The organism is Rhodovulum adriaticum (genome assembly GCF_004345735.1).
Lineage (GTDB): Bacteria > Pseudomonadota > Alphaproteobacteria > Rhodobacterales > Rhodobacteraceae > Rhodovulum > Rhodovulum adriaticum.
Window position 1 is genome coordinate 55428 of sequence record NZ_SLXL01000005.1, and the last position, 24001, is coordinate 79428.

General features: G+C 67.3%; 25 protein-coding genes. 2 read left to right on the forward strand and 23 right to left on the reverse strand.

The features are described from left to right. Nucleotides 1-51 precede the first annotated feature (51 nt). The 16 genes from tilS to ccrA all read right to left on the reverse strand — a co-directional run bounded on the left by tilS (nt 52) and on the right by ccrA (nt 15049). Entirely contained in the window at nt 52-1260 is a 1209-nt protein-coding gene (gene tilS, locus EV656_RS09165) for a tRNA lysidine(34) synthetase TilS (protein WP_132602663.1), read from the reverse strand. Nucleotides 1261-1265: 5 nt separating this feature from the next. Next, a complete protein-coding gene (ybgF, locus tag EV656_RS09170; protein WP_132602666.1) occupies nt 1266-2090 on the reverse strand; it encodes a tol-pal system protein YbgF in 825 nt (274 codons plus the stop codon). A 10-nt stretch (nt 2091-2100) separates the two neighbouring features. Further along, nucleotides 2101-2598, reverse strand: coding sequence for a peptidoglycan-associated lipoprotein Pal (pal, locus tag EV656_RS09175; protein WP_132602669.1), 498 nt, complete (start codon nt 2596-2598; stop codon nt 2101-2103). A gap of 73 nt (nt 2599-2671) precedes the next feature. After that, nucleotides 2672-3985, reverse strand: a complete 1314-nt coding sequence (tolB, locus tag EV656_RS09180) for a Tol-Pal system beta propeller repeat protein TolB (RefSeq protein ID WP_132603024.1) — start codon at nt 3983-3985, stop codon at nt 2672-2674. An 11-nt stretch (nt 3986-3996) separates the two neighbouring features. Then, nucleotides 3997-5112, reverse strand: coding sequence for a hypothetical protein (locus EV656_RS09185; protein ID WP_132602672.1), 1116 nt, complete (start codon nt 5110-5112; stop codon nt 3997-3999). A 6-nt stretch (nt 5113-5118) separates the two neighbouring features. After that, nucleotides 5119-5595: a protein TolR gene (gene tolR / locus EV656_RS09190; RefSeq protein WP_132602675.1), complete on the reverse strand. Its 477-nt coding sequence runs from the start codon at nt 5593-5595 to the stop codon at nt 5119-5121. Between the two features lie 2 nt (nt 5596-5597). Beyond that, nucleotides 5598-6293 carry a protein TolQ gene (tolQ, locus tag EV656_RS09195; RefSeq protein WP_132602678.1) on the reverse strand — a complete coding sequence of 232 codons (696 nt, stop codon included), beginning with the start codon at nt 6291-6293 and terminating at the stop codon, nt 5598-5600. Between the two features lie 89 nt (nt 6294-6382). Next, nucleotides 6383-6796, reverse strand: coding sequence for a tol-pal system-associated acyl-CoA thioesterase (ybgC, locus tag EV656_RS09200; RefSeq protein ID WP_132602681.1), 414 nt, complete (start codon nt 6794-6796; stop codon nt 6383-6385). Beyond that, nucleotides 6793-7419 (reverse strand): hypothetical protein, encoded by a 627-nt coding sequence (locus EV656_RS09205; protein WP_132602684.1) that lies wholly within the window; start codon nt 7417-7419, stop codon nt 6793-6795. The genes ybgC and EV656_RS09205 overlap by 4 nt, the downstream gene beginning before the upstream one ends. Before the next feature lie 54 nt (nt 7420-7473). Next, on the reverse strand, nt 7474-8262 hold the full coding sequence (locus EV656_RS09210) for an HpcH/HpaI aldolase family protein (RefSeq protein WP_425057175.1): 789 nt from the start codon (nt 8260-8262) through the stop codon (nt 7474-7476). Between the two features lies 1 nt (nt 8263). Next, a complete protein-coding gene (locus EV656_RS09215; RefSeq protein WP_132602687.1) occupies nt 8264-9328 on the reverse strand; it encodes a TRAP transporter substrate-binding protein in 1065 nt (354 codons plus the stop codon). Nucleotides 9329-9351: 23 nt separating this feature from the next. Then, nucleotides 9352-10893: a TRAP transporter large permease gene (locus EV656_RS09220; protein WP_132602690.1), complete on the reverse strand. Its 1542-nt coding sequence runs from the start codon at nt 10891-10893 to the stop codon at nt 9352-9354. Further along, the gene (locus EV656_RS09225) at nt 10890-11405 is read right to left on the reverse strand and encodes a TRAP transporter small permease subunit (protein WP_132602693.1); all 516 of its coding nucleotides are present in this window, start codon (nt 11403-11405) and stop codon (nt 10890-10892) included. Before EV656_RS09225 ends, EV656_RS09220 begins: the two co-directional genes overlap by 4 nt. 49 nt (nt 11406-11454) lie before the next feature. Further along, a complete protein-coding gene (locus EV656_RS09230; RefSeq protein WP_132602696.1) occupies nt 11455-12189 on the reverse strand; it encodes an SDR family oxidoreductase in 735 nt (244 codons plus the stop codon). After that, nucleotides 12186-13718 carry an ATP-dependent DNA helicase gene (locus tag EV656_RS09235; protein ID WP_132602700.1) on the reverse strand — a complete coding sequence of 511 codons (1533 nt, stop codon included), beginning with the start codon at nt 13716-13718 and terminating at the stop codon, nt 12186-12188. The genes EV656_RS09230 and EV656_RS09235 overlap by 4 nt, the downstream gene beginning before the upstream one ends. Nucleotides 13719-13756: 38 nt before the next feature. After that, entirely contained in the window at nt 13757-15049 is a 1293-nt protein-coding gene (gene ccrA / locus EV656_RS09240; RefSeq protein WP_132602703.1) for a crotonyl-CoA carboxylase/reductase, read from the reverse strand. A gap of 232 nt (nt 15050-15281) precedes the next feature. Here ccrA and EV656_RS09245 point away from each other — a divergent pair, with 232 nt between their 5' ends. Further along, nucleotides 15282-17249: a protein meaA gene (locus EV656_RS09245; RefSeq protein WP_132602706.1), complete on the forward strand. Its 1968-nt coding sequence runs from the start codon at nt 15282-15284 to the stop codon at nt 17247-17249. 154 nt (nt 17250-17403) lie between these two features. Next, nucleotides 17404-18108: a purine-nucleoside phosphorylase gene (gene deoD, locus EV656_RS09250; RefSeq protein WP_132602709.1), complete on the forward strand. Its 705-nt coding sequence runs from the start codon at nt 17404-17406 to the stop codon at nt 18106-18108. A 65-nt stretch (nt 18109-18173) separates the two neighbouring features. Here deoD and EV656_RS09255 read toward each other — a convergent pair whose 3' ends face one another. From EV656_RS09255 to EV656_RS09280, 7 genes are all read right to left on the reverse strand, one after another. After that, on the reverse strand, nt 18174-19016 hold the full coding sequence (locus EV656_RS09255) for an urea carboxylase-associated family protein (RefSeq protein WP_132602712.1): 843 nt from the start codon (nt 19014-19016) through the stop codon (nt 18174-18176). A gap of 61 nt (nt 19017-19077) precedes the next feature. After that, nucleotides 19078-19227 (reverse strand): hypothetical protein, encoded by a 150-nt coding sequence (locus EV656_RS16545; RefSeq protein WP_165918976.1) that lies wholly within the window; start codon nt 19225-19227, stop codon nt 19078-19080. Between the two features lie 177 nt (nt 19228-19404). Next, entirely contained in the window at nt 19405-20184 is a 780-nt protein-coding gene (locus EV656_RS09260; protein WP_132602715.1) for a succinate dehydrogenase iron-sulfur subunit, read from the reverse strand. Between the two features lie 12 nt (nt 20185-20196). After that, on the reverse strand, nt 20197-22002 hold the full coding sequence (sdhA, locus tag EV656_RS09265) for a succinate dehydrogenase flavoprotein subunit (RefSeq protein ID WP_132602717.1): 1806 nt from the start codon (nt 22000-22002) through the stop codon (nt 20197-20199). Between the two features lie 22 nt (nt 22003-22024). After that, nucleotides 22025-22396: a succinate dehydrogenase, hydrophobic membrane anchor protein gene (gene sdhD / locus EV656_RS09270; protein ID WP_132602720.1), complete on the reverse strand. Its 372-nt coding sequence runs from the start codon at nt 22394-22396 to the stop codon at nt 22025-22027. 13 nt (nt 22397-22409) lie between these two features. Continuing rightward, the gene (gene sdhC / locus EV656_RS09275; RefSeq protein WP_132602723.1) at nt 22410-22793 is read right to left on the reverse strand and encodes a succinate dehydrogenase, cytochrome b556 subunit; all 384 of its coding nucleotides are present in this window, start codon (nt 22791-22793) and stop codon (nt 22410-22412) included. 171 nt (nt 22794-22964) lie between these two features. Further along, the gene (locus EV656_RS09280; RefSeq protein WP_132602726.1) at nt 22965-23999 is read right to left on the reverse strand and encodes a MaoC family dehydratase; all 1035 of its coding nucleotides are present in this window, start codon (nt 23997-23999) and stop codon (nt 22965-22967) included. Nucleotides 24000-24001: the final 2 nt, after the last annotated feature.

A 24001-nucleotide genomic window follows, 5' to 3' on the forward strand; every position in this document is an offset into this window, starting at 1 on the left:
GGGCGCCCAGGCCCGGTCCGTTGCCCTAAGATAGAGATAAAGGAACAGGGTTCAATGCGATACTAGCCAGTCGGCAAAGCCCGGCAGCGGCGTGGCCCGCCATCCCTGCGGCCAGCCCGCCAGCGGCGCGGCCACCAGACGGTCCCCGGCCCAGACCGCGGGCGAGGCCAACAGCGACTGACGCGGCGACCCCGCCGCGCGCCAGTCGGGGCAGGCCGCAAGCCCGCTTTCCCCAAGGGCGCGCACGGTTTCGCCCCCCTGCCCCGGCCCGCTCACCTGCCAGCGCCCATCCCAGGGCGTGCCGGGCGGCGCCACGGTTTCGGCCACCGCGGCCGGTTCGCGCGTGATACGCAGGCTGTCGCCCTCGCAGGTAATCAAGCATCCGTGAAGGGTGACGCGGGGGGCGTTTTCCAGCGTCTCCAGCGCCTTGGTCAACGCCTCGGCGCGGGGGCCATAGGGGGCGCTGGCCACCCAACGCAGCGCGGCAAGGGACAGCCGGCGGGCGATCTCGGCGGGCAGGTCGCGCAGCCCCGCGCGCGCCAGCAGCAGATCGCCGCGATCCTGACGCACGATCCGCCCGGCGGCCTGCACGGTGTAATGCTCCAGCGCCGCGCGCGCCTCGGCCAGCCGCGCCGCTGTCGCGGCCAGCCCGGCAGGGTCCACCCCCAGGGGCGCCAGCGCCGCCAGGGCCGCGCGGGCACGCACACGGTCGAAACGGGGGTCATCGTTGCTGGGATCCTCGATCCAGTCCTGCCCGCGATCCCGCAGCCAGACGCGCAGATCGGCGCGCGGGATTTCCAACAGCGGGCGCAGCCAGGCGATCCCGTCCATCCGGCGCCGGGGTGCCATGCCAGACAGCCCGTCCACCCCCGACCCGCGCGCCAGCCGCAGCAGCAGCGTTTCGGCCTGGTCGTCGCGCGTATGGCCCAACGCGACATGGCCGATGCCGCGCGCCCGCGCCCAGTCGGCGATCAGGCGGTAACGGGCCTGCCGGGCCGCATCTTGCAGATTGCCGCGCCCCTGCCAGCCGCCCCAGGTCAGCGTGTCGTGGGACACCCCCAGCCGGGCGCAGACCTGCGCGACAAAGCGGGCCTCGGCCGCAGCCTCGGGGCGCAGGCCGTGATCGACGGTGACGGCATGCAGGGGGCGCCCCCCCACCTCGGCCAGCGCCAGCAGCAGGGCCAGCGAGTCGCCCCCGCCCGACACTGCCACCCCCAGCGGCACGCCATCCGGGCAATTCCGGGCCAGCGCCGCGGCCATGGCGCTCACTGGCAGCCGATGCCGGCCATGGCCTGCGCGGCCTCTTGTGCCTCGGCCGTTTCCGGGAAACGGCGGCCGACCTCGCCCAGGGTTACGCAGGCCTCTCGGGCCTGGCCCAACTCGTCCAGGGCCAGGCCCAGCTTGACCAGCGCCTGCGGGGCCCGGGCGCCCGACGCATCGCCGGAAAAGCTGTCCAGATAGGCGCGCGCCGCGGCAGAGGTTTCCCCCAGGGCCCAATGCGCCTCTCCGCGCAGGAAATGCGCCTCGGCGGCAAAGGGGCTGACCGGGTAATCCTGCGAAAACGCCGTGAACAGGTCCACGGCGGTGGCATATTCCCCCGCCTCCAGCGCGGCGCGCGCGGCGTCGAAATCGGCCCGTTCACCGACGGCCAGTTCGGCGGTCTGATCGCCCTGCGGCGGGGTTGCCGGGGCAGCGGTCGGCAGATCGACACCGCCCAGGGTGGTGGTTTCGCCCAACTGGCTGACGTCGCCGCCCTCCAACTCGACCAGGCGGAATTCCAGGTCGGCAATGCGGCGCGTGCCATCCTCGACGATGCGCTGAATGCGGTGTTCCATCTCCTCGGCGCGGGCGGTCAGGCGCTGCAATTCCTGCTCGATCGCGTCGATGCGCTGCAGGGTCGAGCCGCCCGCAGGCGGCACCGAAACACCGCCGGTGGTGGACAATTCCCGCTTCAGCCGCTGCACCTGAACGAACAGCACCGACAGTTCCTGACGGATGTCGGCCAGGGTTTCGTCGCGCGTCTGGGCCATGCCAGGCATCCCCGGACCAAGGGCCAGCGCCAGCCCCAGGATCAGCGCCGCGATGCGCATCGCCATCCCCCTAGCTGCCCAGCCCGGCGGTCACGACAGTGACGGCGCGGCGGTTCTTGGCATAGCACGCCTCGACCGAGCAGATCTCGATCGGGCGTTCCTTGCCGTAGCTGACGGTCTTCAGCCGCGCCGGCGACACGCCGCGCGCGACCAGGAATTCCTGCACCGCGCTGGCCCGGCGGGCGCCGAGGGCAAGGTTGTATTCGCGCGTGCCCTGCTCATCGGCATGGCCCTCGATCACCGCTTCGTATTCGGGGTTGGACATCAGCCATCGGGCCTGTGCCTCCAGCGTGGCGCGGGCGGTGTCGGACAGGGTGCTTTCGTCCACGGCGAAAAGCACGCGATCGCCCACGGTTTCCTGGAAATAGGCCGCCGAGGTCGGATCGGAACTGGCCGCCCCGCCGATCCCGCCAGCGCCCCCGCTGCCCCAGCCCATGCCGCTGGGATTGCTGCAGGCCGACAGCGCAAGCGCCGCCGCGATCACGATACTGCTGGAGATGCTTCGCATGTCCGGTTTCCTTTCCTCGCTCTGCCTCTTGGGCGGCATCCTATCAGCCGGGTTCTGGTTTGAAAACGCGCGCTCAGGGCAAGAGCGGCGACCAGGCCGGGTCCGACGCCGCCCCTTGCAGGGACACCTGCCGCAGGTTCCGACCCGTGATATCAACGGTATAAAGCGACGGCGCCCCCTGCGCCCCCGAGGTTTCGCGCGTGAACATGATGACCCGCCCGTTGGGCGCCCATGTCGGCCCCTCATCCAGGAAAGAGGCGGTCAGCAGCCGTTCCTCGGAGCCATCGGTGCGCATCACCCCGATATGGAACCGGCCCTTGTTCTGCTTGGTAAAGGCGATCAGGTCGCCGCGGGGCGACCAGACCGGCGTGCCATAGCGCCCCTGGCCAAAGGAAATGCGCCGCGGTTCACCCCCTGTGACGGGCATGACATAAAGCTGCTGGCTGCCAGAGCGGTCGCTTTCGAACACGATCTGCTGCCCGTCGGGGGCAAAGCTGGGCGCAGTCTCGATCGAGGGGGCAGAGGTCAGCCGCATGCGCTGTCCGCTGCGCAGATCCAGCATGTAGATATCCGTATTCCCCCCCTGCGAGAGCGAGAAGACAACCCGCTGCCCGTCGGGGGCGAAACGCGGGGCAAAGGTCATCGTGCCCGATTGTTCGTCCAGCGCGCGGCGGCGGGTGCTGGCCACATCCATCAGATAGATGCGGGGAAAGCCGCTTTCGTAGCTGGTGAACAGAACCCGGTCGCCGGTCGGCGAAAACCGCGGCGCCAGCACCAGCGCCGAGGCATCGGTCAGGAACTGAACGTTGGCGCCATCGTAATCCATGATCGCCAGGCGTTTCTGGCGGGCGTTCTTGGGGCCGCGTTCAGCCACGAACACCACGCGGCTGTCGAAATAGCCCGACTCGCCGGTGATCCGGCTATAGACCTGATCCGCCACCTTGTGCGCGACGCGCCGCCAACTGGTGGCCGGCCCGCCGAATTGCAGACCGTCGCCTAGGGGCGCCTCGGCGAAAACGTCGAACAGCCGGAACTTGACCGTCAGCCGCCCGCTGCCATCCAGCCCCACCGCGCCTGTAATCAGCGCCTGGGCATTGATCGCCTTCCAGTCGGAAAACTGCACCGGGCTAGCAAAGCTGGTGACGGTGGTCAGGTGCGCCTCTTCGGGGATTTCGCGAAACAGGCCGGTGCCCGCCAGATCGGCGGCGACCACCCGCGCGATGTTGCGGGCATAATCGGCGGCGCGCGCATCCTCGGCCACGAAATCGGGCACGGCGACGGGCAGCGGTTCGATCACACCCTCGTCGATCACGATGCGCAGGGGGCCGTCCTGCGCCTGCGCGGGCGCCAAGCCGGCCCCAAGGGCCAGAACAAGGAAAAGGGTCAGGATACGCGCAATCATCTGGTCCTCATCTTTTCGGGGTCGAATGTCATCTCGATATCACGCCAGCGCGCATATTTCTCGGGCGGAAGCGGAAAACCGGCACTGCCGCAGCGAATGATCGCGCGGCGGGCGGAATCGTAGACCCGGCGCGCGGCATCTTCGGACCCGCCCGACCAGGACAGCAGGCGGATCGTATCGGGGCGCGGCGTGCCGTCCTGTTCCATCTCGACGCCGACAACGACCGTGGTCGCCAACGCCTCGGACGACAACGAGCCCACGTTCCAGCACCGCGACACCGCCACGCGCAAGCCCTCGCGCTCGCCCGCGTTCAGGGGCGGGCCAGAGGCGGCCAGGCCGCTGCCCGGCGCGCTGGCTTCACCGCCCACCGCCTGGGCCACGGCATCGGCGATCTGGTCCTCGGGCGCAGGGGCGGGGTCGGCGGCGGGCGGCGTGTCTGTCGGCGCCGGGCGCGCGGGCCGGGCACGCGGGCGCGGGGAACTGGCCAGCGCGCGGCCCGTGTCGGGGCGTTCCTCGGCCTCGGTCACGATCTCGGTCGTGGCCTCGGGCGGGGCGGCGGCGGGGATCTCTTCGGCCTCTGCCGGGGCCGCGGGATCGGGCCGGGTGGCAGGCTGCGGCGGCAGGTCGGCGATCGCCACATCCTCGGGCGGGCGTGGCGCGGCCGTGGGGGCCACCCGCGCGGCGGGCCGCGGGGGCGCGCTGTCGGGCACGGGGGCCGGGGGCGCGTCGGAAACCTCGGGCGCGGGCGGGGCGGTCACGGTGTCGGTAACCTGGGTGCCGGGCACGGGCTGCGCGCCGCTGGCATCCGGCGCGTCATCGGGGCGGGCCGGGGCCTGCGGTTCGGGCGGCGCGGGCGTGCGCGGGCGATCCTCGGGCGCGGGCACGGGCCGGGGCGAGGACGGCAAGGCCGGGCTTTCGGGCGGCGCGACCGCATCCACCGGCGCGGGCGCGGCGGCGGGCTGGTTCAGCGCGGCGAAGTCCTCGGCCGAAACCAGGCTGACATCGCTGACCTGCATCGGGGCGGGCCGCGGCACGGAAAACAGCCCCGCCAGCATCACCCAGGCGATCAGCAGCAGGTGCGCCGCGCCCGAAATGTAGATGCCGGTTCTCATCCCCGCCTATTCGCCCTGCCCGTCCAGCGCAGGCCCGCCCGGGTCCGTCACCAGCCCGATATCGCGGAACCCCGCACCGTTCAGCGCGCCCATGACCTGCACCACGCGTTCATAGGGGATGGCCCCGTCCGCGCGCAGATAGACCTTGTCGTCGCTGCGTTCGGCCATCACCGCGCGCAGCTTGGGGATCAACGCCTGCGCGGCGATTTCCTCGGTCTGCAGCACGATGCGACCGTCGGCGGTCAGGGTGATGGTCAGCGGCTCCTCCTGCGCGGCGGGCAGGGATTGCGCCGCGGTTTCCGGCAGCTTTACCGGCACGCCGGTCGTCAGCAGCGGCGCGGCCACCATAAAGATGATCAGCAACACCAGCATCACGTCCACAAAGGGCGTGACGTTGATTTCCGACATCGCGGGCGGGTGGCGGCGGTGGCGCCGCGCCCGGCGCCCGCCCTGTCCCTTGCGCGGGGTCAGCGACGCACCCATGACTAGCTGTCCAACTGGCGCGACAGGATCGTGGAAAACTCGTCGGCGAAACTCTCGTAGCCGCCCACGATGCGATCGCTGTCCGCCGAAAGCTTGTTATAGAAAATGACCGCCGGGATCGCCGCAAGCAGCCCCAGTGCGGTCGCCACCAGCGCCTCGGCGATGCCCGGCGCCACGACGGCCAGGTTGGTGTTTTGCTGCAACGCGATCTGTTCGAACGCGTGCTTGATCCCCCAGACCGTGCCGAACAGCCCGACAAAGGGCGCGGTCGACCCCACCGTTGCCAGAAAGGACAGCCCGCCGTTCAGCACCTCGGCTTCTTTCGCGATGGCCACGTCCATGGATCGGTCGATCCGCGCCGCGGCACCGGGGATCAGCCCGCCATCCTGCCGGTAGCTGCGCCGCCATTCCATCATCCCGGCGGCAAAGATCTTCTCGGTCGCACCAGAGGGTTCGGGGCCCAGCGTTTCAAACAGCTCGTCCAGCGGCTCCCCCGACCAAAAGGCACGGTCGAATTCGGCCGAGGCCGCCCGCGCCCCGCGATAAAGGATCAGCTTTTGCACGATGATCGCCCAGGCCCAAAAGGACGCCGCGATCAGCAGGATCATCACGATCTTGACCGTGAAGGTCGCGCGCGCGAAAAGCGCCAGCAAGGAGAAGTCAATCTCCTGCACGATGGCAAGGGTCTCTGTTTCCATTCTGCCTGCTCGTTGTTGCGGCCGTGACGGTCAGCCTTGTTTACACAGCAGACTACAGGTTTTTCACCGCGAAGGCCAACACAAGGGCGTCAGGATACGCCCCTATCCGCGCCCGCACCCAACGCTCGGCGGAACCCCGCCGGCAGCCGCGTGGGCCGCCCGCTTTCGGCCAGGGCAACGATGGTGACCTGTGCCGCGAACAGCCGATCCTGGCCGCGCAACACCTCCTGGGCCAGCATCAGACGCGCGGGCTTGACCGCCGTCACGCGGGTCGTCACCGTCAGCAGGTCGTCGAATTTGGCCGGGCTCAGGTAATCGGCCTCGACCCGCCGGACGGCGAAAACGACGCCCTCCTCGGCCTTCAGCCGGTTCTGGTCCACCCCCAGCCCGCGCACCCATTCGCTGCGCGCGCGTTCAATGAATTTCAGATAGTTGGCGTAATAGACGATACCGGCCAGGTCGGTGTCCTCGTAATAGACGCGCATCTGGCAGCTATGGGTCATTGCACCGCCCCCATTCGTGCCGCCAGCCGCAGCGCGTGGCTGGCATCCTCGGCCATCGCGGGCATCACCGGATCGTACCCCGCGCGGATCACCCCCGCGATTTCAGGGCGCAGGACCAGCGTGCCGTCAGGCGTGCGCGCCAGCGGCCCGCGGTCGGTGAATGCTGTATCCGACCACAGCAGGATGGTCTGCACCATCTGGTTCAGCGCGATGGTCTCTGCCGGCAGTGTCGACAATTCGTCATCCATCCGCACAAAGACGAAGGCCGCCTTGATCGCGCCGCCCTCATCGAACCGAAAGAACCGATACTGGTTCGCGCCCGCCACCCGCAGGCGCGCCACCAGCGGGCCCAGATCGGGCACCAGCCTTTCCAGGTTGGGCGTTTCCAGCAACTCGCCCCACTCGCGGAAGAAGAATACCATCAGGTTGGCGCCCAGTTCCGGGTCGGTCTCGGCCATCTTGTGGCCCGCCAGCGCGACCACGGCCTCGCACGCGCCCTTGACGGTGGCCAGCGTTTCCTCGGCCACGCCGAATACCACCGGCGCAATCGGCCGCCCCCAGCGCGCAAACAGATATCTGCCGTCCCCGCGGGTAAACAGCGCCTCGACCGCCTGCGGTGTCATCCCTTGTCCTTCTTCTTGGTCCAAATACCCAAATCCCGCACGGGCCACGGGCACCTAGGCCGGATCGGCGCGCATACCGTCCAGCAGGTCCAGTGCCGCGCGGGTCAACAGCCCCGCATCGACGGCCAGCGCGACAAAGGCCGCGCCCAGTTCCGCGCAGCGCCGGGCATAGGCCGGGTCGGTCGCCAGGATGCCGCCGGGCACGCCGATTGCATTCAGCCGGGCAAAGGCCCCCTCGATGGCGGCAACGACCTCTGGATGGGCCATGTCGCCGGGATGGCCCAGGCTGGCCGCCAGGTCCGCCGGGCCGATGAACACGGCATCCACGCCCTCGACCCCGGCGATCTCTTCCAGCCGATCCAGCCCGTCGCGGGTTTCCACCTGCACGATCAGGCACAACTCGGCCTCGGCCCGGCCGATATAGTCGTCCACCAGCCCGAACCGGCTGGCCCGCGTCACACCGGCCACGCCCCGGATGCCGCGCGGCGGATAGCGCATCGCCTGCACCGCCGCGCGCGCCTCGTCCGCCGATTGCACGTAAGGCACCAGCAGGGTCTGCGCCCCCATGTCCAGCAACCGCTTGAACAGGACGGGATCGTTGATCGCGGGCCGCACCACGGGGGCGCAGCCGGGATAGCCGCCCATGGCCTGCAACGCGGGCAGCACGTCGGTTGGTTCCAGCGGTCCGTGCTCGGTGTCGATCACCACCCAGTCATAGCCGCAGGCGGCCAGCGCCTCTGACACCACCGGCCCCGGAATCGCGTTCCAGATGCCCCATTGCAGCCGCCCCTCGGCCAGCCCGGCCTTGAAGCGGTTGACAGGCAGCGGCAGAGGCGCGGCCATATCAGCCCCGCCCGGTCAGCAGCGGCGCCGTCATCGCCACGGCGTAATCGCGGGCCTGTGCCAGGGCCGGATCGTAGCTTTCACGCACGCGCGCCACATCCGGGTTCGCGGCGGCCAGGTCGTCCTGCACCTCGTCCCAGGCCGCGCGCAGACCGGCGATCACGTCCGCGGGGAAATTGCGGAACTCGACGCCCTGCGCCTTCAGCTCGACCAGGGCCTTGGCGTTGAAGTGGTCGAACTGGGCCTGTGCCTCCAGCGCGGCGGTCAGCGCGGCGCTTTCGCAGATAGCTTGCAGATCGGCGGGCAGTTCGGCCCAGGCGTCGGCGTTGAACACCACGGCCAGCCCCGCCCCCGGTTCGTTGAAGGCAGGCAGGTAGCACAGGTTGGTGATCTTTTGCAGACCGAACGCCTGGTCCAGCATCGGCCCGACCCATTCAGCGGCATCAATGGCGCCCGATTGCAGCGCCTGGAAGATTTCCGGCGGGGGCATCAGCACCGCGTTCACGCCCAGCTTGCGGTAGATCTCGCCGCCCAGACCGGCGATGCGCATGTTCAGGCCCTGCAGGTCGGCCACCGACTCGATCGGTTTCTTGAACCAGCCGCCCGACTGGGTGTTGGAGTTGCCGGAATAGATCGGCTTCAGGTTCCGCTGGGCATAGATCTCGTCCCAGACCTCTTGCCCGCCGCCCCAACGCAGCCAAGCGTAATGCTCGTTCGAGGTCATGCCAAAGGGCACGCCGGTAAACCAGTGCAGCGCGGGGTTCTTGCCCGCCGCGTAATAGGTGGGGCCGTGCCCCACGGGCGCCTTGCCCTGCTGCACGGCATCCTCCACCCCGAAGGGCGGCACCAGTTCGCCCGCGCCGTAGACATCGAACGTCAGCCGCCCGTCCGACATCGCCGCAACCCGCGCGGCAAAGGTGGTCACGTTGGTCCCGACCCCCGGCGCCATCTTGGGAAAGGCGGTGGGCAGCTTCCACTTGATCTTGCCCTGCGCGATGGCAGGCGTGGCAAGCGCCCCGGCGGCGGTCACGCCCGCGCCGGTCTTGAGGAAGGTTCTGCGGTGCATTTCGGTCCCTTTCGTCTGGGGTCTCAGCGGAAAATCAGGTCGGGCAGCCATGTTGCCAGCCCCGGCACGGCGATCAGAACCCCAAGCGCCATCAACTGCAAGAGCACAAAGGGCAAGACGCCGCGATAGGTATCGACGGTCGAGATGTCGCGCGGCGCGACAGAGCGGAAATAGAACAGCGCAAAGCCGAAGGGCGGCGTCAGGAAACTGGTTTGCAGGTTCATCGCGATCAGGATGGCGAACCACACGGGCGAGATATCGGTGCCCAGGATCGGCGGCCCCAAAAGGGGCACGACGATATAGATGATCTCCACCGCCTCCAGGATGAAGCCCAGCACGAAGATCAGCGCCATCACCAGCGCGATGGCTGTCATGCCGCCCCCGGGCAGGCCTGCCATCAGATCCGCCACCATGCGGTCACCGCCAAAGCCGCGAAAGACCAGCGACAACAGCGCAGCCGCCACGACGATGCCGAACACCATACCGGAAATGCGGATCGTTTCCTCCATCGCGCCGGGCAACAGGCCTGCGCGCCAGGTGCGCCAGCCGGCGGCCAGCGTGCCCAGCCCGATCAGCGCACCGGCGGCCAGTGCCACCGCGCCCGCTATGCTGCCCGCGCCCGCGCGGCCCAGCCCGGCCAGCCCGATGGCAACCAGCACCAGCGCGGCCAGGGCACCGGCGGCAATCGCCCAGCGGCCCGTGCGCCCGCCCTCTGTGCCATAGCCCGCCAGAAACAGTGCCCCGATGGCGCCCAGGCCTGCGGCCTCGGTCGTCGTGGCCACACCGGCCAGGATAGACCCCAGCACCGCCAGGATCAGCAGGATCGGCGGCAGAAAGGTAAACACTACCTCGCCCATCGGCACGGGATCGCGCGGTGTGGGCACGGCGTTGTGGGCCGGTTTCAGACGGATCGCCAGATAGACAGCGTAAAGACCGACCAGCATCAGCCCCGGCACCAGCGCGCCTGCGAACAAATCGCCCACCGACACCGGGTCGGGCGCGAAATTACCGGCGGCCTGCTGCGCCTCAAGATACACATTGCCGATCTGGTCGCCCAGCAGCACCAGGATGATAGAGGGCGGGATCACCTGCCCCAGCGTCCCGCTGGCACAGACCAGCCCGGCGGCCAGCCGCTTGTCCACGCCCGCCGCGCGCATGGCGGGCAGGCTAATCAGCACCAGCATCACCACGGTCGCCCCGATAATGCCGGTAGAGGCCGCAATCAGCGTGGAAAAGGCCAGCACGCTTAGCCCCATGCCGCGCGCCGATCCGCCGGTCAGGCGGCCCAGCACGCCCAGCATGCGTTCGGCCAGACGCGCGCGTTCCAGCAGCACGCCCATCAGCACGAACAGCGGCACCGCCATCAGCAGGCGGTTGGACATCACCCCCCAGACCCGGCCGGGAAAGAAGTTCAGGAAATCCAGGTCGAACACGCCGACGCCCGCGCCGATCAGCGCGGTCAGCATCGGCACGCCCGCAATCGCCAGCATCGCCGGAATACCGCTGAGGATGCCCGCGAACAGCCCAACCAGCATCGCCAGCAGGAAACCGGCCTCGACCGTCATGCGCTGTCCTTTCCGGGTGCGGGGCGCAGCACCTGCGCCAGCCCTTGCAGGATGGTCAGACCGGCGGCCACCGGCAGCGCGGTCTTGACCAGGTAAAGGCCACCCAGCCCCCCTGTTTCCACAGACCCTTCGCGGATCGACCAGCTATAGGCCAGATCGGGCCAGAACGCGCGGATCAACAAGCCAAAGACCGGGATCAGAAAGATTACCAGCGCCACCGCATCGGCCCCGCGCAGATAGGCCTGCGGCAGGCGTTCGGAAATGACCTCGACCCGGACATGGCCGCCACGGGCCAGCGTCACGGGAATGGACAGCGCCATCAGCGCGGCAAAGGCATAGGCGGCGGCGTCCTGCAATTCGATGAACCCGGTGCCAAAGCCGTAGCGCAGTACCACGATGGCCAGCACCGCGCCGGTCAGGAACAGACCGGCCACCACGCACAGCCCCAACGCCAGCCGGTCCAGCCAGCGGCAGAGGCCAAGATAGGCGGTTATGGCAGCAGATCGGCGCATCTGCGGGGGAAGTGCCACAGCACCGCGCGGGCCGCAATCGGCGTTTCGGTCACCCCCGGCCGATATAGGGCATGGTTGTGGCCATCACCGTCATGAATTGCACGTTGGCCTCAAGCGGTAGGCTGGCCATGTGCAGGACGGAGCGCGCGGCATCCTCTACCGCCATGGTGGGCTGCACCGGCTGGCCGCTGGCACGGGCGCGCTGGTTCAGATCCTCGACGATCGGGGTGCGGGCGTTGCCGATGTCGATCTGGCCGCAGGCGATGCCATGGGGGCGCCCGTCCAGCGACAGCGATTTGGTCAGCCCAGTGATCGCGTGTTTCGTGGTGGTATAGCAGACCGAGCCGGGCCGCGGCGTGTGCGCGGAAATCGAGCCGTTGTTGATGATCCGCCCGCCCTGCGGGGTCTGCGCGCGCATCCGGGCGAACGCGGCGCGGGCACACAGGAACATGCCGTTCAGGTTCACCGCCAGCACCTGCGCCCAATCGTCCAGCGCGACCTCATCAATCGGGGCAGAGGGACCGAACAGCCCCGCATTGTTGAACAGCACGTCCAGCCGCCCGGCCCATTCCGTGAAACGGTCGAATGCCGCCTCCACCGCCTGCGGATCGGTTACGTCGGCGGGCAGCGCCAGCGCGCCGTCATGCCCTGCCGCGATGTCCGCCAGCACCTCGGCGCGGCGGGCCAACAGGCCCACGCGCCAGCCCTGGGCCAGGAACATCTCGGCACAGGCCCGCCCGATGCCGCTGCTGGCGCCGGTAATCAGGATGGACTGTCCGCTCATGGCGCTGGCTCCTCTGCACTCAGGGTCAGGGGCGCGGCGGGTGCGGCCAGATCGCCCGTGGACAGCGGCTGTTTCGGCCGGGCCAGCGCGTAGCGGGTGACCCAGATCAGCCGGTGTTCGGCCCGGGTGATCGCGACATAAGCCAGCCGTTTCCACAGCGGTTGCCCGGCCTCCACCCGGCCCATTCGCGCGGCGGAGTACAGGTCAGGGGCAAAGACCTGGACCGTGTCCCATTGCGACCCCTGCGCCTTGTGAATGGTCACCGCCGCGCCATGCAGGAAGGTGGCCCCCATATGCGCGGCAAACGGGATGAAGGGTTCCTCTTCCTCGGGCAGTTCGATCTTGACGATCGAGGCGGCCGAAAGCTGCGGCTCTTCGGCCCCGATGACGTGCAGGCGGGAAAAGCCGGGCTTGCGGCCGGGGCCAAGGTAAATCACCTGCGCCCCCTTGATCAGGCCGCGCGCCTCAAGGTCCAGCCGTTTCTTGCGATGTTTCAGCGGCAGTTCGATCCCGTCGCAAATCAACGGCTCGCCCGGCAGCAGGTCGTCGGCGGGGGCGCTATGGGCGGCGCGAAAGGCATGGATCAGCCGGATTCGCGTCGCGTTACGCCAGACCAGCACGGGGGAACGCGCCATCAGGTCGGAATCGACCCGGCGGCCGATCTGAACCCGATCGTCCTGCGCAGCCTTTTGTTCGATCAGCCGCTCGAAATCCTCGAACCCTAGGTCGGGGTCGGCCAACGCGTGGGCCAGGTCCAGGATCGGGTTATCGTCGGCCTGCCGGTGGATGCGGTGCAGGTGCATCACCTGATCGGCATCCAGCCCGTCGAACACCATCTTGCCGGACTGTTTCACCGGCGCCAGCTGCGCGGGATCGCCGAACAGGACCAGGGTCGAGAAGATGTCCTGCAAATCCTCGAACTGGCGTTCGTCCAGCATCGACGCCTCGTCCACGAAACCGATATCCAGCGGATCCTCGCGCCGGGTCCAGCCCAGGATGAAATCGCTGCCCCGCAGCCCCGCGGCGGCCAACGCACCGGGAACCGAGTTGTTGCTCTGGTAAAAGGCATGGGCGCGGTCCAGCGCCTCTTCGGTCAGCCCCTCGATTTCCGGGCGGTCGCCCTCGCCCGTCAGCCACTGGGCGATCTTTTCGTATTCGGGATCGTAGACAGGGGTATAGATGATGCGGTGGATCGTGGTCGCTGGCACGCCGCGTTGCCGCAAAACGCTGGCCGCCTTGTTGGTCGGGGCCAGGATCGCCAGGGTCCGCCGGTCGCGCCCGCGCCGCCCCTCGTAATCGCCCGACACGGTCTTGACCCCGACCTCGCCCAGCGCCTTGACCAGTTCGGCCAGCAGCATCGTCTTGCCGGACCCTGCCTTGCCGGTCACGGCCAAGAGGCCCGCCTTGCCCTCTACGCGTGGGGTCAGGCGGGCGTTCAACAGGTCGACGCCCATGCCGCGCAGCAGGTCTGCCACGCGGTCATGGGCCTGGGCCTGGTCATCAGAAAATGTCAGCGCGGGCAGGGTCATGGGCGGACCCTACCGCCCCGCCCCGCGCTGCACCAGCCTTAGACGGTCGGGCCGGCCTCCAGCACGTCCTCGAACGTGCGCAGCCCGGTGCGCGGCGCCTGCACCAGAACGGCCATGTTGCCCGGCTTGTGCTCGTTGCGCAGCATCTTCAGGTGGGCCTGGGGGATTTCCGCCCAGGGGAAGACCTCGGACATGCAGGGATCAAGGCGCCGCTGGCACATCAGCCGGTTGGCGGCGGCGGCCTGTTTCAGGTGGGCAAAGTGGCTGCCCTGCACGCGCTTTTGGTGCATCCAGACATAGCGCGCATCCATCGTCAGGTTGAACCCGCTGGTGCCCGCACAGATCACCACCATGCCGCCGCGTTTCACCACAAAGGTCGAAACTGGGAACGTCGCCTCGCCGGGGTGTTCGAACACCATGTCGACATTGTTGCCCTTGCCGGTGATGTCCCAGATCGCCTTGCCGAACTTGCGCGCCTCGGTGAACCATTCCTTGTATTCGGGCGTGTTGACCTTGGGCAGTTGCCCCCAGCACTTGAAATCCTTGCGGTTGATCACGCCCTTGGCGCCCAGGTCCATGACGAAATCGCGCTTGGTTTCATCCGAGATCACGCCGATGGCGTTCGCACCGGCGGTGTTGATCAGCTGGATCGCGAACGAGCCCAGACCGCCCGACGCACCCCAGACCAGCACGTTCTGGCCCGGCTTCAGCTCATGCGGGTGGTGGCCGAAAAGCATGCGATAGGCGGTGGCCAGCGTCAGCGTGTAGCAGGCCGCTTCCTCCCAGCTCAGGTGCTTGGGGCGGGGCAGCAATTGCTGCGCCTGCACGCGGGTGAACTGCGCAAACGACCCGTCCGGGGTTTCATAGCCCCAGATCCGCTGGCTGGGGCTGAACATCGGATCGCCGCCGTTGCATTCCTCGTCGTCACCGTCATCCTGGTTGCAGTGGATCACGACCTCGTCGCCCACCTTCCAGTTCTTCACGGCCGAACCGACCTTCCAGATGATGCCCGACGCATCCGAACCGGCAATGTGATAGGGCGCGCCATGCCCGTCGAAAGGCGACACAGGGATGCCCAGGCCGGCCCAGATGCCGTTATAGTTCACGCCTGCGGCCATCACGAGGACCAGCACTTCGTGGCTGTCGATCTCGGGGGTTTCCACGACCTCGACCTGGAAGGACTTGTCCGGCTCGCCATGGCGTTCGCGCCGGATGGCCCAAGCGTACATCTTGGACGGCACATAGCCCATAGGGGGCATCTCGCCGATTTCGTACAGGTCCTTTTCGGGCGCCTCGTAGGGGACGACGGACGGGTTGGTGTCGAGTGCCATCGGGGCCTCCTTGCTGGTTATTCGGTTCGCCGCAGCGCAGAATCGCGCGGTGGTTCCCCGTCAGATAGAATTCCACGCGCAACTTTGCAACGCATTTTGGGGTCTGATTGGTAATTTTATGACCCTTACGTTGCAACCCGTGCCGCGACGCAGCGAATTGACATCGACATGATATTTTCATTATGACGCCTGAAGCGAAATTTTATTGCCACCCCGAATCCCGAGGCGTGCCATGACCGAAACCACCAAAGACCGCCCCTGGCTGTTCCGTACCTATGCGGGCCATTCCACCGCCAAGGCGTCCAACGCCCTTTATCGCGGCAACCTTGCCAAGGGCCAGACAGGTCTGTCGGTGGCCTTCGACCTGCCCACCCAGACGGGATATGACAGCGACCACGAACTGGCCCGCGGCGAGGTCGGCAAGGTCGGCGTGCCGGTCGATCACCTGGGCGACATGCGCCTGCTGTTCGATCAGATCCCGCTGGAACAGATGAACACCTCGATGACGATCAACGCGCCCGCGCCCTGGCTGCTGTCGCTTTACATCGCCGTGGCCGAGGAACAGGGCGCCGACATCAGCAAGCTGCAAGGCACGGTGCAGAATGACCTGATCAAGGAATACCTCAGCCGCGGCACCTATATCTGCCCGCCAAAACCGTCCCTGCGCATGATTACCGATGTCGCCGCCTATACCCGCGAACATCTGCCCAAATGGAACCCGATGAACGTGTGTTCCTACCACCTGCAAGAGGCCGGCGCGACGCCGGAACAGGAACTGTCCTACGCGCTGGCCACCGCGACGGCGGTGCTGGACGACCTGAAGGGCAAGGTCGCACCCGAGGATTTCCCGGCCATGGTCGGACGGATTTCCTTCTTCGTGAATGCGGGCATCCGTTTCGTCACCGAGATGTGCAAGATGCGCGCCTTCGTCGATCTGTGGGACGAGATCTGCGTCGAACGCTACGGGGTCGAGGATCCAAAATACCGCCGCTTCCGCTACGGGGTGCAGGTGAACAGCCTGGGCCTGACCGAGCAGCAGCCGGAAAACAATGTCTACCGCATCCTGATCGAGATGCTGGCCGTGACCCTGTCGAAAAAGGCCCGCGCCCGCGCCGTGCAGCTGCCCGCCTGGAACGAGGCCCTGGGCCTGCCGCGCCCCTGGGATCAGCAATGGTCGCTGCGCATGCAGCAGATCGTGGCCTACGAAACCGACCTGCTGGAATACGAGGATCTGTTCGACGGCAACCCGGCCGTGACCAAGAAGGTCGAGGAACTGAAGGAAAACGCCCGCGCCGAACTGGCCCAGATCGACGCGATGGGCGGTGCCGTGGCGGCGATCGAATACATGAAATCCCGCCTGGTCGAAAGCCACTCGGACCGCATCACCGGGATTGAGGGCGGCGCAACGACCGTCGTCGGCGTCAACCGCTGGACCGAGGCCGAACCCTCGCCGCTGACCGCCGGCGACGAGGCGATCATGGTCGCCGACAAGGATGCCGAGGCCGACCAGATCGCCCGCCTGAACGCCTGGCGGCGCGACCGCGACGGCGACCGCGTCGCCAAGGCCCTGGCCGCGCTGCGCCTGGCCGCCGAAACCGGCGAAAACATCATGCCCCCCTCGATCGAGGCCGCCCGCGCGGGCGCCACCACTGGCGAATGGGCCGACGTGATGCGCGCCGTCTTCGGCCAGTATCGCGGCCCCACCGGCGTGTCGAAAAACCCCTCCAACCGGACCGAGGGCCTGGACGAGATCCGCGCCGAGGTGGACGCGCTGGCCGGCCGCCTGGGCCGCCGGCCCAAACTGCTGGTCGGCAAGCCGGGGCTGGACGGCCATTCCAACGGCGCCGAACAGATCGCCGCCCGCGCCCGCGATTGCGGGATGGACATCACCTATGAGGGCATCCGCCTGACCCCCGGCGAAATCGTCGAGGCCGCCAAGACCGAAGACGTGCATGTCGTGGGCCTGTCGATCCTCTCGGGCAGCCATATCCCGCTGCTTGAGGCGCTGATGCGCCTGATGAAGGAAAACGACCTGATGCACATCCCGGTCGTGGTCGGCGGCATCATCCCCGACGACGACGCCGCGCGCCTGCGCGCGATGGGGGTGGCCAAGGTCTATACGCCCAAGGATTTCGAACTGAACCGCATCATGTTCGACATCGTCGGCCTGATCGACCCGGCCCCGGTGGCCGCCGAATAGGCGCCCGCCGCCCCTTCTTCTTGGGCCAAATACCCCGGGGGAGTCGCCCGGAACGGGCGACGGGGGCAGCGCCCCCTGCGCGATCCGACATGGGCGGGGCTTGGCCGCCCCGCGCCGCCGCGCTAGCCTGCGCCGACGCTTTGACGAGGGGCCAATGACCATCCATATCGGCGCAAATCCCGGCGAGATCGCTGAAACCGTCCTGATGCCCGGCGACCCGATGCGGGCGAAATGGGCGGCGGAAACCTTCCTGACCGATCCGGTCTGCGTGAACAGGGTGCGGGGCATGCTGGGCTATACCGGCACCTGGAACGGCCACCGCGTGACGATCCATGGCAGCGGTATGGGCATGCCCTCGCTGTCGATCTACGCCAACGAACTGATCCGCGATTTCGGGGCCAAAACGCTGATCCGCATCGGCTCGACCGGGGGAATGCAGGATCATATCCGGCTGCGCGACATCGTGCTGGCGATGACGGCCTCGTCGCTATCGACGCCGTCCAAGGGGCTTTTCGGCGATCTGAACTTCGCCCCTTGTGCGGATTACGGGCTGCTGGCCGCGGCGGAACGATCCGCCCGCGCGCGGGGGATCGTGCCCCATGTGGGCGGCATCTATTCGACCGACAGCTTTTATGACGAACGCCCCGACCTGACCGCGCAGATGACGCGGCACGGCGTCCTGGCGGTAGAGATGGAGGCGGCAGAGCTATACACCGTCGCCGCGCGCCACGGCGCCCGCGCGCTGGCGGTCCTGACCGTGTCCGATCACCTGTCCAGCGGCGCCGCCCTGACATCGGATGACCGCGAGCGGAGCTTTACCGACATGGTCGAGATCGCGCTGTCAGCCGCCTTCGCCTGACCCCCGGCGCCGCGCCCGTGGCCCGCTTTGCGCCATGGGTATTTTTACCAAGAAGAAGACAGGCGTTACGCCCCGTGCGAGCGGTCATAGCCATTGGGCGCGGGCGGCTGCCAGCCCGTCAGCGCATCCGGGTCCGGCGCGAGAACGGTCATGTCCAGGGGGTGGCAGCACGCGGTTTCGGTGCTGTTTGAGGCGCAATCGCCCCAGGGGCAGGCCGACAGCGCGGCCAGCAGGTCGATTTCGGCAAACAGGTCGATGTGGTCGCCGGGGCGGACCGGGCTGGCCTTGGTGAAATACTGGTGCATGTCGCGGGTGAAGCCGGTGCACATGAAGACGTTGAAAACGTCATGCACATGGGGTTCGGCCCGGTCCGGCGGCAGGCCGGTTGCCGCGGCCAGCGCACGCACCAGATTGGAATGGCAGCAATGGTGGTACTGCCCGCCGCTGAGCAGATGGTCGGTATAGGGGTCGCAGCGGGTGCCGATCACGTCATGCACCCCGGCCCCGTCCGCATCGAATCCGTACCAGGCCAGGCTGTCATGGATGATCGTAGCCATCGGGCGCAGATGTGGAAAGGACGACCACAGCCGGTGCCCGGTCGTCAGGTGCGTGCCGTACAGCGCGCGGGTCTTGCCGGAATAGAAACGTTCCGACAGGTCGTCCGCGTTCCACAGGTTCAGGTCGCCCACCTGTGGCCCCTGCACGCAGGAAATCCGCAGCACATGGCCCGCGGGCACGCGCAGGCAGCGGGCCGTGCGCGGCGGCACGGTGAGGGTTTCGCGGGGCGTCAGCCCGGCGCGCAGACGTGCCATCCACCCCGCGTCGGGGGCGGGCAGGCGATCGGGCGGGTAGCAGACCACCGGGCGGGCGGCCCGGCGGGCATCTGCATCGGGGGGTGCATTGCTCATCCCCCCATCAGAACGCGGAACGAGACGCGCGGCAAGTGCCGCGGCGGCCCGGATCGCGTGCTCAGCTTGCCGCGCAGTATTCGTAGTATTCCTCGGGTTCGCGCTGGCCGGGCACGAACACATGCGCAGGCGCGTAGTAGGCGTAGGAATCTTCGAGGATTTTCAAGGCTTCTTTCGCACCGACATGGCGCGGCTTGGCAGTACGGGGCATGTAACCCTCCGTTCGGGTTCGGTTACTCCTCCCGCTTTGGACGATACGCCCCTTGGCGGGGCTGCGCACCTGCCGTTGCGCGAAACTCGGCATGTGCTGGGTGCAAGGGTCGCCAGCCACGAAAAACGGCCGGCCCACGGGGGACCGGCCGTTCGCGGATCGGATTTCCGGCAGCGTTCAGATCGCGCGGTCGACCATCATCTTCTTGATCGAGGCGATGGCCTTGGCCGGGTTCAGCCCCTTGGGGCAGGTCTTGGTGCAGTTCATGATCGTGTGGCAGCGGTACAGCTTGAACGGGTCTTCAAGCTGGTCCAGCCGTTCGCCCGTGGCCTCGTCGCGCGAGTCGATGATCCAGCGATAGGCGTGCAGCAGGGCGGCGGGGCCGAGATACTTGTCGCCGTTCCACCAGTAGGACGGGCAGGCGGTCGAGCAGCTGGCGCACATGATGCATTCGTAGAGACCGTCCAGCTTTTTCCGGTCCTCGGGCGACTGGCGCCATTCCTTGACCGGCTCGTTACTTTCGGTTTCCAGCCAGGGCATGATACTGGCGTGCTGGGCATAGAAATGCGTCAGGTCGGGGATCAGATCCTTGACCACGGGCATGTGCGGCAGCGGGTAGATCTTTACCGTGCCCTTGATTTCATCCATGCCGCGGGTACAGGCCAGCGTGTTGGTCCCGTCGATATTCATCGCGCAGGACCCGCAGATCCCCTCGCGGCAAGAGCGGCGGAAGGTCAGGGTCGGGTCGATTTCGTTCTTGATCTTGATCAGCGCGTCCAGAACCATCGGGCCGCAGGTATCGAGATCGACGAAATAGGTATCCACCCGGGGGTTTTCGCCGGTATCCGGATCCCAGCGGTAGATCTGGAACTTGCGCACATTGGTTGCGCCGTCCGGTTTCGGCCAGGTCTTGCCGGTCTTGATGACCGAGTCCTTGGGGAGCGTCAGTTCAACCATTCCCTCGTCTCCTCAGTAGACCCGCGCCTTGGGCGCGATCTTGGCCACGTCGATGCCGCCGTCCTCGGCGGTACTCAGCGGTTCCAGGTGCACCGGGCGGTAGGCAAGCCGCACGTTTTCGGCCTCGACCCAGGACAGCGTGTGCTTGCGCCAGTTGGCGTCGTCGCGGTCGGGGTAATCCTCGTGCGCGTGTGCGCCACGGCTTTCCTTGCGCGCCTCGGCGCTGACCACGGTGGCCAGGGCGTTGGGCATCAGGTTGGTCAGCTCCAGCGTTTCCATCAGGTCCGAGTTCCAGATGAGCGAGCGGTCGGTAACCTTGATATCGCCCATCTTGCCGGCGATGGCGGTCATGTTCCTGACACCGTCGGCCAGCGTCTTTTCGGTGCGGAAGACGGCGGCATCGGCCTGCATCGTCTTCTGCATCTCAAGGCGCAGCTCGGCGGTGGGGGTCTGACCCTCGGCATAGCGCAGCCCGTCAAAGCGGCTCAGCGCCGCGTCGATCGAGGCCTGGTTCGGCGTCGGAACGGCGGTGGTGGGGTCCACCACGTCCTTGGCCCGGATCGCGGCCGCCCGACCAAAGACCACCAGGTCGATCAACGAGTTGGAGCCAAGGCGGTTCGCGCCGTGCACGCTGGCGCAGCCGGCCTCGCCCACGGCCATCAGGCCGGGCGCGATGTTGTCGGGGTTGTCGGCGGTCGGGTTCAGCACCTCGCCCCAGTAGTTGGTGGGGATGCCGCCCATGTTGTAATGCACCGTCGGCAGAACCGGGATCGGTTCCTTGGTGACATCGACACCGGCAAAGATCTTGGCGCTTTCGGAAATGCCCGGCAGGCGTTCGGCCAGGGTTTCAGGCGGCAGGTGGGACAGGTTCAGGTGGATGTGATCCTTGCCCGCCCCCACGCCGCGACCCTCGCGGATTTCCATGGTCATGCAGCGGCTGACCACGTCGCGCGAGGCCAGATCCTTGTAGGTCGGGGCGTAGCGTTCCATGAACCGCTCGCCTTCCGAGTTGGTCAGGTACCCGCCCTCGCCGCGCGCGCCTTCGGTAATCAGGCAGCCCGCGCCGTAGATGCCGGTGGGGTGGAACTGCACGAATTCCATGTCCTGCAGCGGCAGGCCCGCGCGCGCCACCATCCCGCCGCCGTCGCCGGTGCAGGTATGGGCCGAGGTCGCGCTGAAATAGGCCCGGCCATAGCCGCCGGTCGCCAGCACCACCATTTTCGAGGCAAAGACGTGAATGGACCCGTCATCCAGTTTCCATGCAACGACGCCCTGACATTGCCCGTCCTCAGACATGATCAGGTCGATGGCGAAGTACTCGATGAAGAATTCGGCCTTTTGCTTCAGCGACTGGCCGTAAAGCGTGTGCAGGATCGCGTGGCCGGTCCGGTCGGCGGCGGCGCAGGTGCGCTGCACCGGCGGGCCCTCGCCGAACTCGGTCGTGTGGCCGCCAAAGGGGCGCTGGTAAATCTTGCCCGCCTCGGTGCGGGAAAACGGCACGCCGTAGTGTTCCAGTTCATAGACCGCCTTGGGCGCCTCGCGCGCCAGGTATTCCATCGCGTCGGTGTCGCCCAGCCAGTCCGACCCCTTGACGGTGTCGTACATGTGCCATTGCCAGTGGTCCGGCCCCATGTTGCCCAGGGACGCCGCGATGCCGCCCTGGGCCGCGACCGTGTGGCTGCGGGTGGGGAACACCTTGGTAATGCAGGCGGTGCGCAGGCCCTGTTCGGCCATGCCCAGCGTGGCGCGCAGGCCCGCGCCACCGGCGCCGACCACAACCACGTCGTATTCATGTGTCTCGTATTCGTAAGCGGCCATCTGCCCGTCTCTCCGTGAAATCTCAGATCGCGATGCGGACGATCGCGTAAAGGCCGGCCGCCATGGCCGTGTAGCTGATGCAGATCATCGCGATCAGCAGGATCTTGCGGGTCACGCCGCGGGCGTAATCCTCGATCATCATCTGCGCGCCGTGCCGGAAATGCATCAGGCCGACCCAAATCGTCAGCAGCGTCACCACCGCCGGGAAGGGGCGCGAGAAGGTCGCCACGACCTCTTCATACGGCTTGCCGAGGGTCGAGCCGAAGATGATAACGAAAAGCGGGATCAATCCGATCAGCGCAACAGAGCTGACGATCATGTACCAGTGATGCTCGGTCCCTGCGTGAGCGGCGCCGAGACCCACGGCACGCTTGCGGTCGGTGATGAAGCGCATCGTGTCCCCCTAATCAGACGATGATAACGGTGAGGATGGTCAGGATGGCCGAGCCCGCGATGATCGCGAGGCCAAGCTTTTCGGCGGTCTCGATCGCCAGGCCGCGGCCGGTGTCCCAGATCAGGTGCCGGATCCCCGCCAGCGTGTGATACCAAAGCGCCCAGGCCGACAGGAACATCACCAGATCGCCCAGGTAAGAGGTCAGCACCCAATCCGCGCGGGCGAATGCCTCTGGCCCCTTGGCCGCGGCGATGAACCACCAAACGACCAGGATGGCCCCCACGATCAGTGCGTTGCCGGTGATCCGGGTAAAGATCGAGGTCACCGAGGTCAGCTGAGGACGGTAAACCTGAAGATGCGGGGAAAGCGGACGATTGCCGCGATTGACGTCAGCCATGGTGTCCCTCTCGTGCTGGGGCGCGGTCGTGGACCGATGTGATAACAAGTTTTCCGCCGGAGTCACGGGGCTGACCGGGTTTCAAGCCCGTTTTTTCGCTGCGGACGCGAAAAAATCCAGATTTGTGATCACGGAATAGGTCACCGTGATCACAATTTTCCAGTCCAACCGTCAAAGCGGCATCAAGGCCCAGTAGTCCAGGTCCAGCAGAACGTGCGGCAGATACTTGCCGTCCTCGCCCTTCAGGGTGCCCGGCACGCCGCCCTGCTTGACCGCGACCAGCCGCAGCCGCAACGCGCCCACGCCCGGCGCGCCGGTTTCCGCCTTGTCCAGAACCTCGGTCCAGGCGCGCACCGTATCCCCGCTGAAACAGGGGTTGGCATGCGCCCCCCCGTTCAGCCCCGCGATCATCTGCGCGTTGGCCAGCCCGTTGAAGGACAGCGCGCGCGCCATGCTGATGACATGGCCGCCATAGATCAGCCGCTTGCCATCCTCGCGGAAGGTGGCGTCGAAATGCACCTTGGCGGTGTTCTGCCACAGGCGCGTAGCCTGCATGTGCTCGGCCTCTTCGATGGTCACGCCGTCGACATGGTCGATGATCTCGCCCACCTCGTAGTCACCCCAGCGATGCGGTTCCCCCGCCAGGGTGAAATCGTAGTTGGTAAAGTTCAGCACCTCGGGCACGACCAGATCCGCGGCCGCGACCGATTTCGCCAGATCGGGGATCACGGTTTCGGGCGCGGGGGCGTCCAGGTCGCGCTTTTTCACCATTACCCAGCGGACATAGTCCAGAACGACCTCGTCCTTCTGGTTCAGGCCGCGAGTGCGGACCCAGACGACGCCGGACTTGCCGTTGGAATTCTGCTTTAGCCCGATCACCTCGGATTCGGACCGCAGCGTATCGCCGGGCCAGACCGGGCGGTGCCAGCGCCCCTCGGCATAGCCCAGGTTTGCCACCGCGTTCAGGCTGATGTCCGGCACCGTCTTGCCGAACACGGTGTGGAACGCGATCAGGTCGTCCAGCGGCGCGGCGGGCAGGCCGCAGGATTGCGCAAAGGCATCCGAGGAATACAGCGCATGCCGCGCGGGGTAGAGCGCGTGATACAGCGCCCGTTCCCCCCCCGACAGGGTGCGCGGCACGGCATGGGCGATCACCTGCCCCACCGTGTAATCCTCGAAAAACCGGCCCGGGTTGGTTTTGGCCATGC

Bases quoted from the DNA above. Each gene is read 5' to 3' on its own strand.
- tolR (WP_132602675.1), bottom strand. From the start codon at position 5,595: ATGGGTGCGTCGCTGACCCCGCGCAAGGGACAGGGCGGGCGCCGGGCG.
- sdhA (WP_132602717.1), bottom strand. From the start codon at position 22,002: ATGGCCGCTTACGAATACGAGACACATGAATACGACGTGGTTGTGGTC.
- EV656_RS09185 (WP_132602672.1), bottom strand. From the start codon at position 5,112: ATGAGAACCGGCATCTACATTTCGGGCGCGGCGCACCTGCTGCTGATC.
- EV656_RS09220 (WP_132602690.1), bottom strand. From the start codon at position 10,893: ATGACGGTCGAGGCCGGTTTCCTGCTGGCGATGCTGGTTGGGCTGTTC.
- EV656_RS09260 (WP_132602715.1), bottom strand. From the start codon at position 20,184: ATGGTTGAACTGACGCTCCCCAAGGACTCGGTCATCAAGACCGGCAAG.
- EV656_RS09245 (WP_132602706.1), top strand. From the start codon at position 15,282: ATGACCGAAACCACCAAAGACCGCCCCTGGCTGTTCCGTACCTATGCG.
- EV656_RS09280 (WP_132602726.1), bottom strand. From the start codon at position 23,999: ATGGCCAAAACCAACCCGGGCCGGTTTTTCGAGGATTACACGGTGGGG.
- tolQ (WP_132602678.1), bottom strand. From the start codon at position 6,293: ATGGAAACAGAGACCCTTGCCATCGTGCAGGAGATTGACTTCTCCTTG.
- EV656_RS09230 (WP_132602696.1), bottom strand. From the start codon at position 12,189: ATGAGCGGACAGTCCATCCTGATTACCGGCGCCAGCAGCGGCATCGGG.
- EV656_RS09235 (WP_132602700.1), bottom strand. From the start codon at position 13,718: ATGACCCTGCCCGCGCTGACATTTTCTGATGACCAGGCCCAGGCCCAT.
- ybgF (WP_132602666.1), bottom strand. From the start codon at position 2,090: ATGCGCATCGCGGCGCTGATCCTGGGGCTGGCGCTGGCCCTTGGTCCG.
- deoD (WP_132602709.1), top strand. From the start codon at position 17,404: ATGACCATCCATATCGGCGCAAATCCCGGCGAGATCGCTGAAACCGTC.
- pal (WP_132602669.1), bottom strand. From the start codon at position 2,598: ATGCGAAGCATCTCCAGCAGTATCGTGATCGCGGCGGCGCTTGCGCTG.
- EV656_RS09255 (WP_132602712.1), bottom strand. From the start codon at position 19,016: ATGAGCAATGCACCCCCCGATGCAGATGCCCGCCGGGCCGCCCGCCCG.
- EV656_RS09210 (WP_425057175.1), bottom strand. From the start codon at position 8,262: ATGGCCGCGCCTCTGCCGCTGCCTGTCAACCGCTTCAAGGCCGGGCTG.
- EV656_RS09205 (WP_132602684.1), bottom strand. From the start codon at position 7,419: ATGACACCGCAGGCGGTCGAGGCGCTGTTTACCCGCGGGGACGGCAGA.
- ccrA (WP_132602703.1), bottom strand. From the start codon at position 15,049: ATGGCACTCGACACCAACCCGTCCGTCGTCCCCTACGAGGCGCCCGAA.
- sdhC (WP_132602723.1), bottom strand. From the start codon at position 22,793: ATGGCTGACGTCAATCGCGGCAATCGTCCGCTTTCCCCGCATCTTCAG.
- EV656_RS09215 (WP_132602687.1), bottom strand. From the start codon at position 9,328: ATGCACCGCAGAACCTTCCTCAAGACCGGCGCGGGCGTGACCGCCGCC.
- ybgC (WP_132602681.1), bottom strand. From the start codon at position 6,796: ATGACCCATAGCTGCCAGATGCGCGTCTATTACGAGGACACCGACCTG.
- tilS (WP_132602663.1), bottom strand. From the start codon at position 1,260: ATGGCCGCGGCGCTGGCCCGGAATTGCCCGGATGGCGTGCCGCTGGGG.
- EV656_RS16545 (WP_165918976.1), bottom strand. From the start codon at position 19,227: ATGCCCCGTACTGCCAAGCCGCGCCATGTCGGTGCGAAAGAAGCCTTG.
- sdhD (WP_132602720.1), bottom strand. From the start codon at position 22,396: ATGCGCTTCATCACCGACCGCAAGCGTGCCGTGGGTCTCGGCGCCGCT.
- EV656_RS09225 (WP_132602693.1), bottom strand. From the start codon at position 11,405: ATGCGCCGATCTGCTGCCATAACCGCCTATCTTGGCCTCTGCCGCTGG.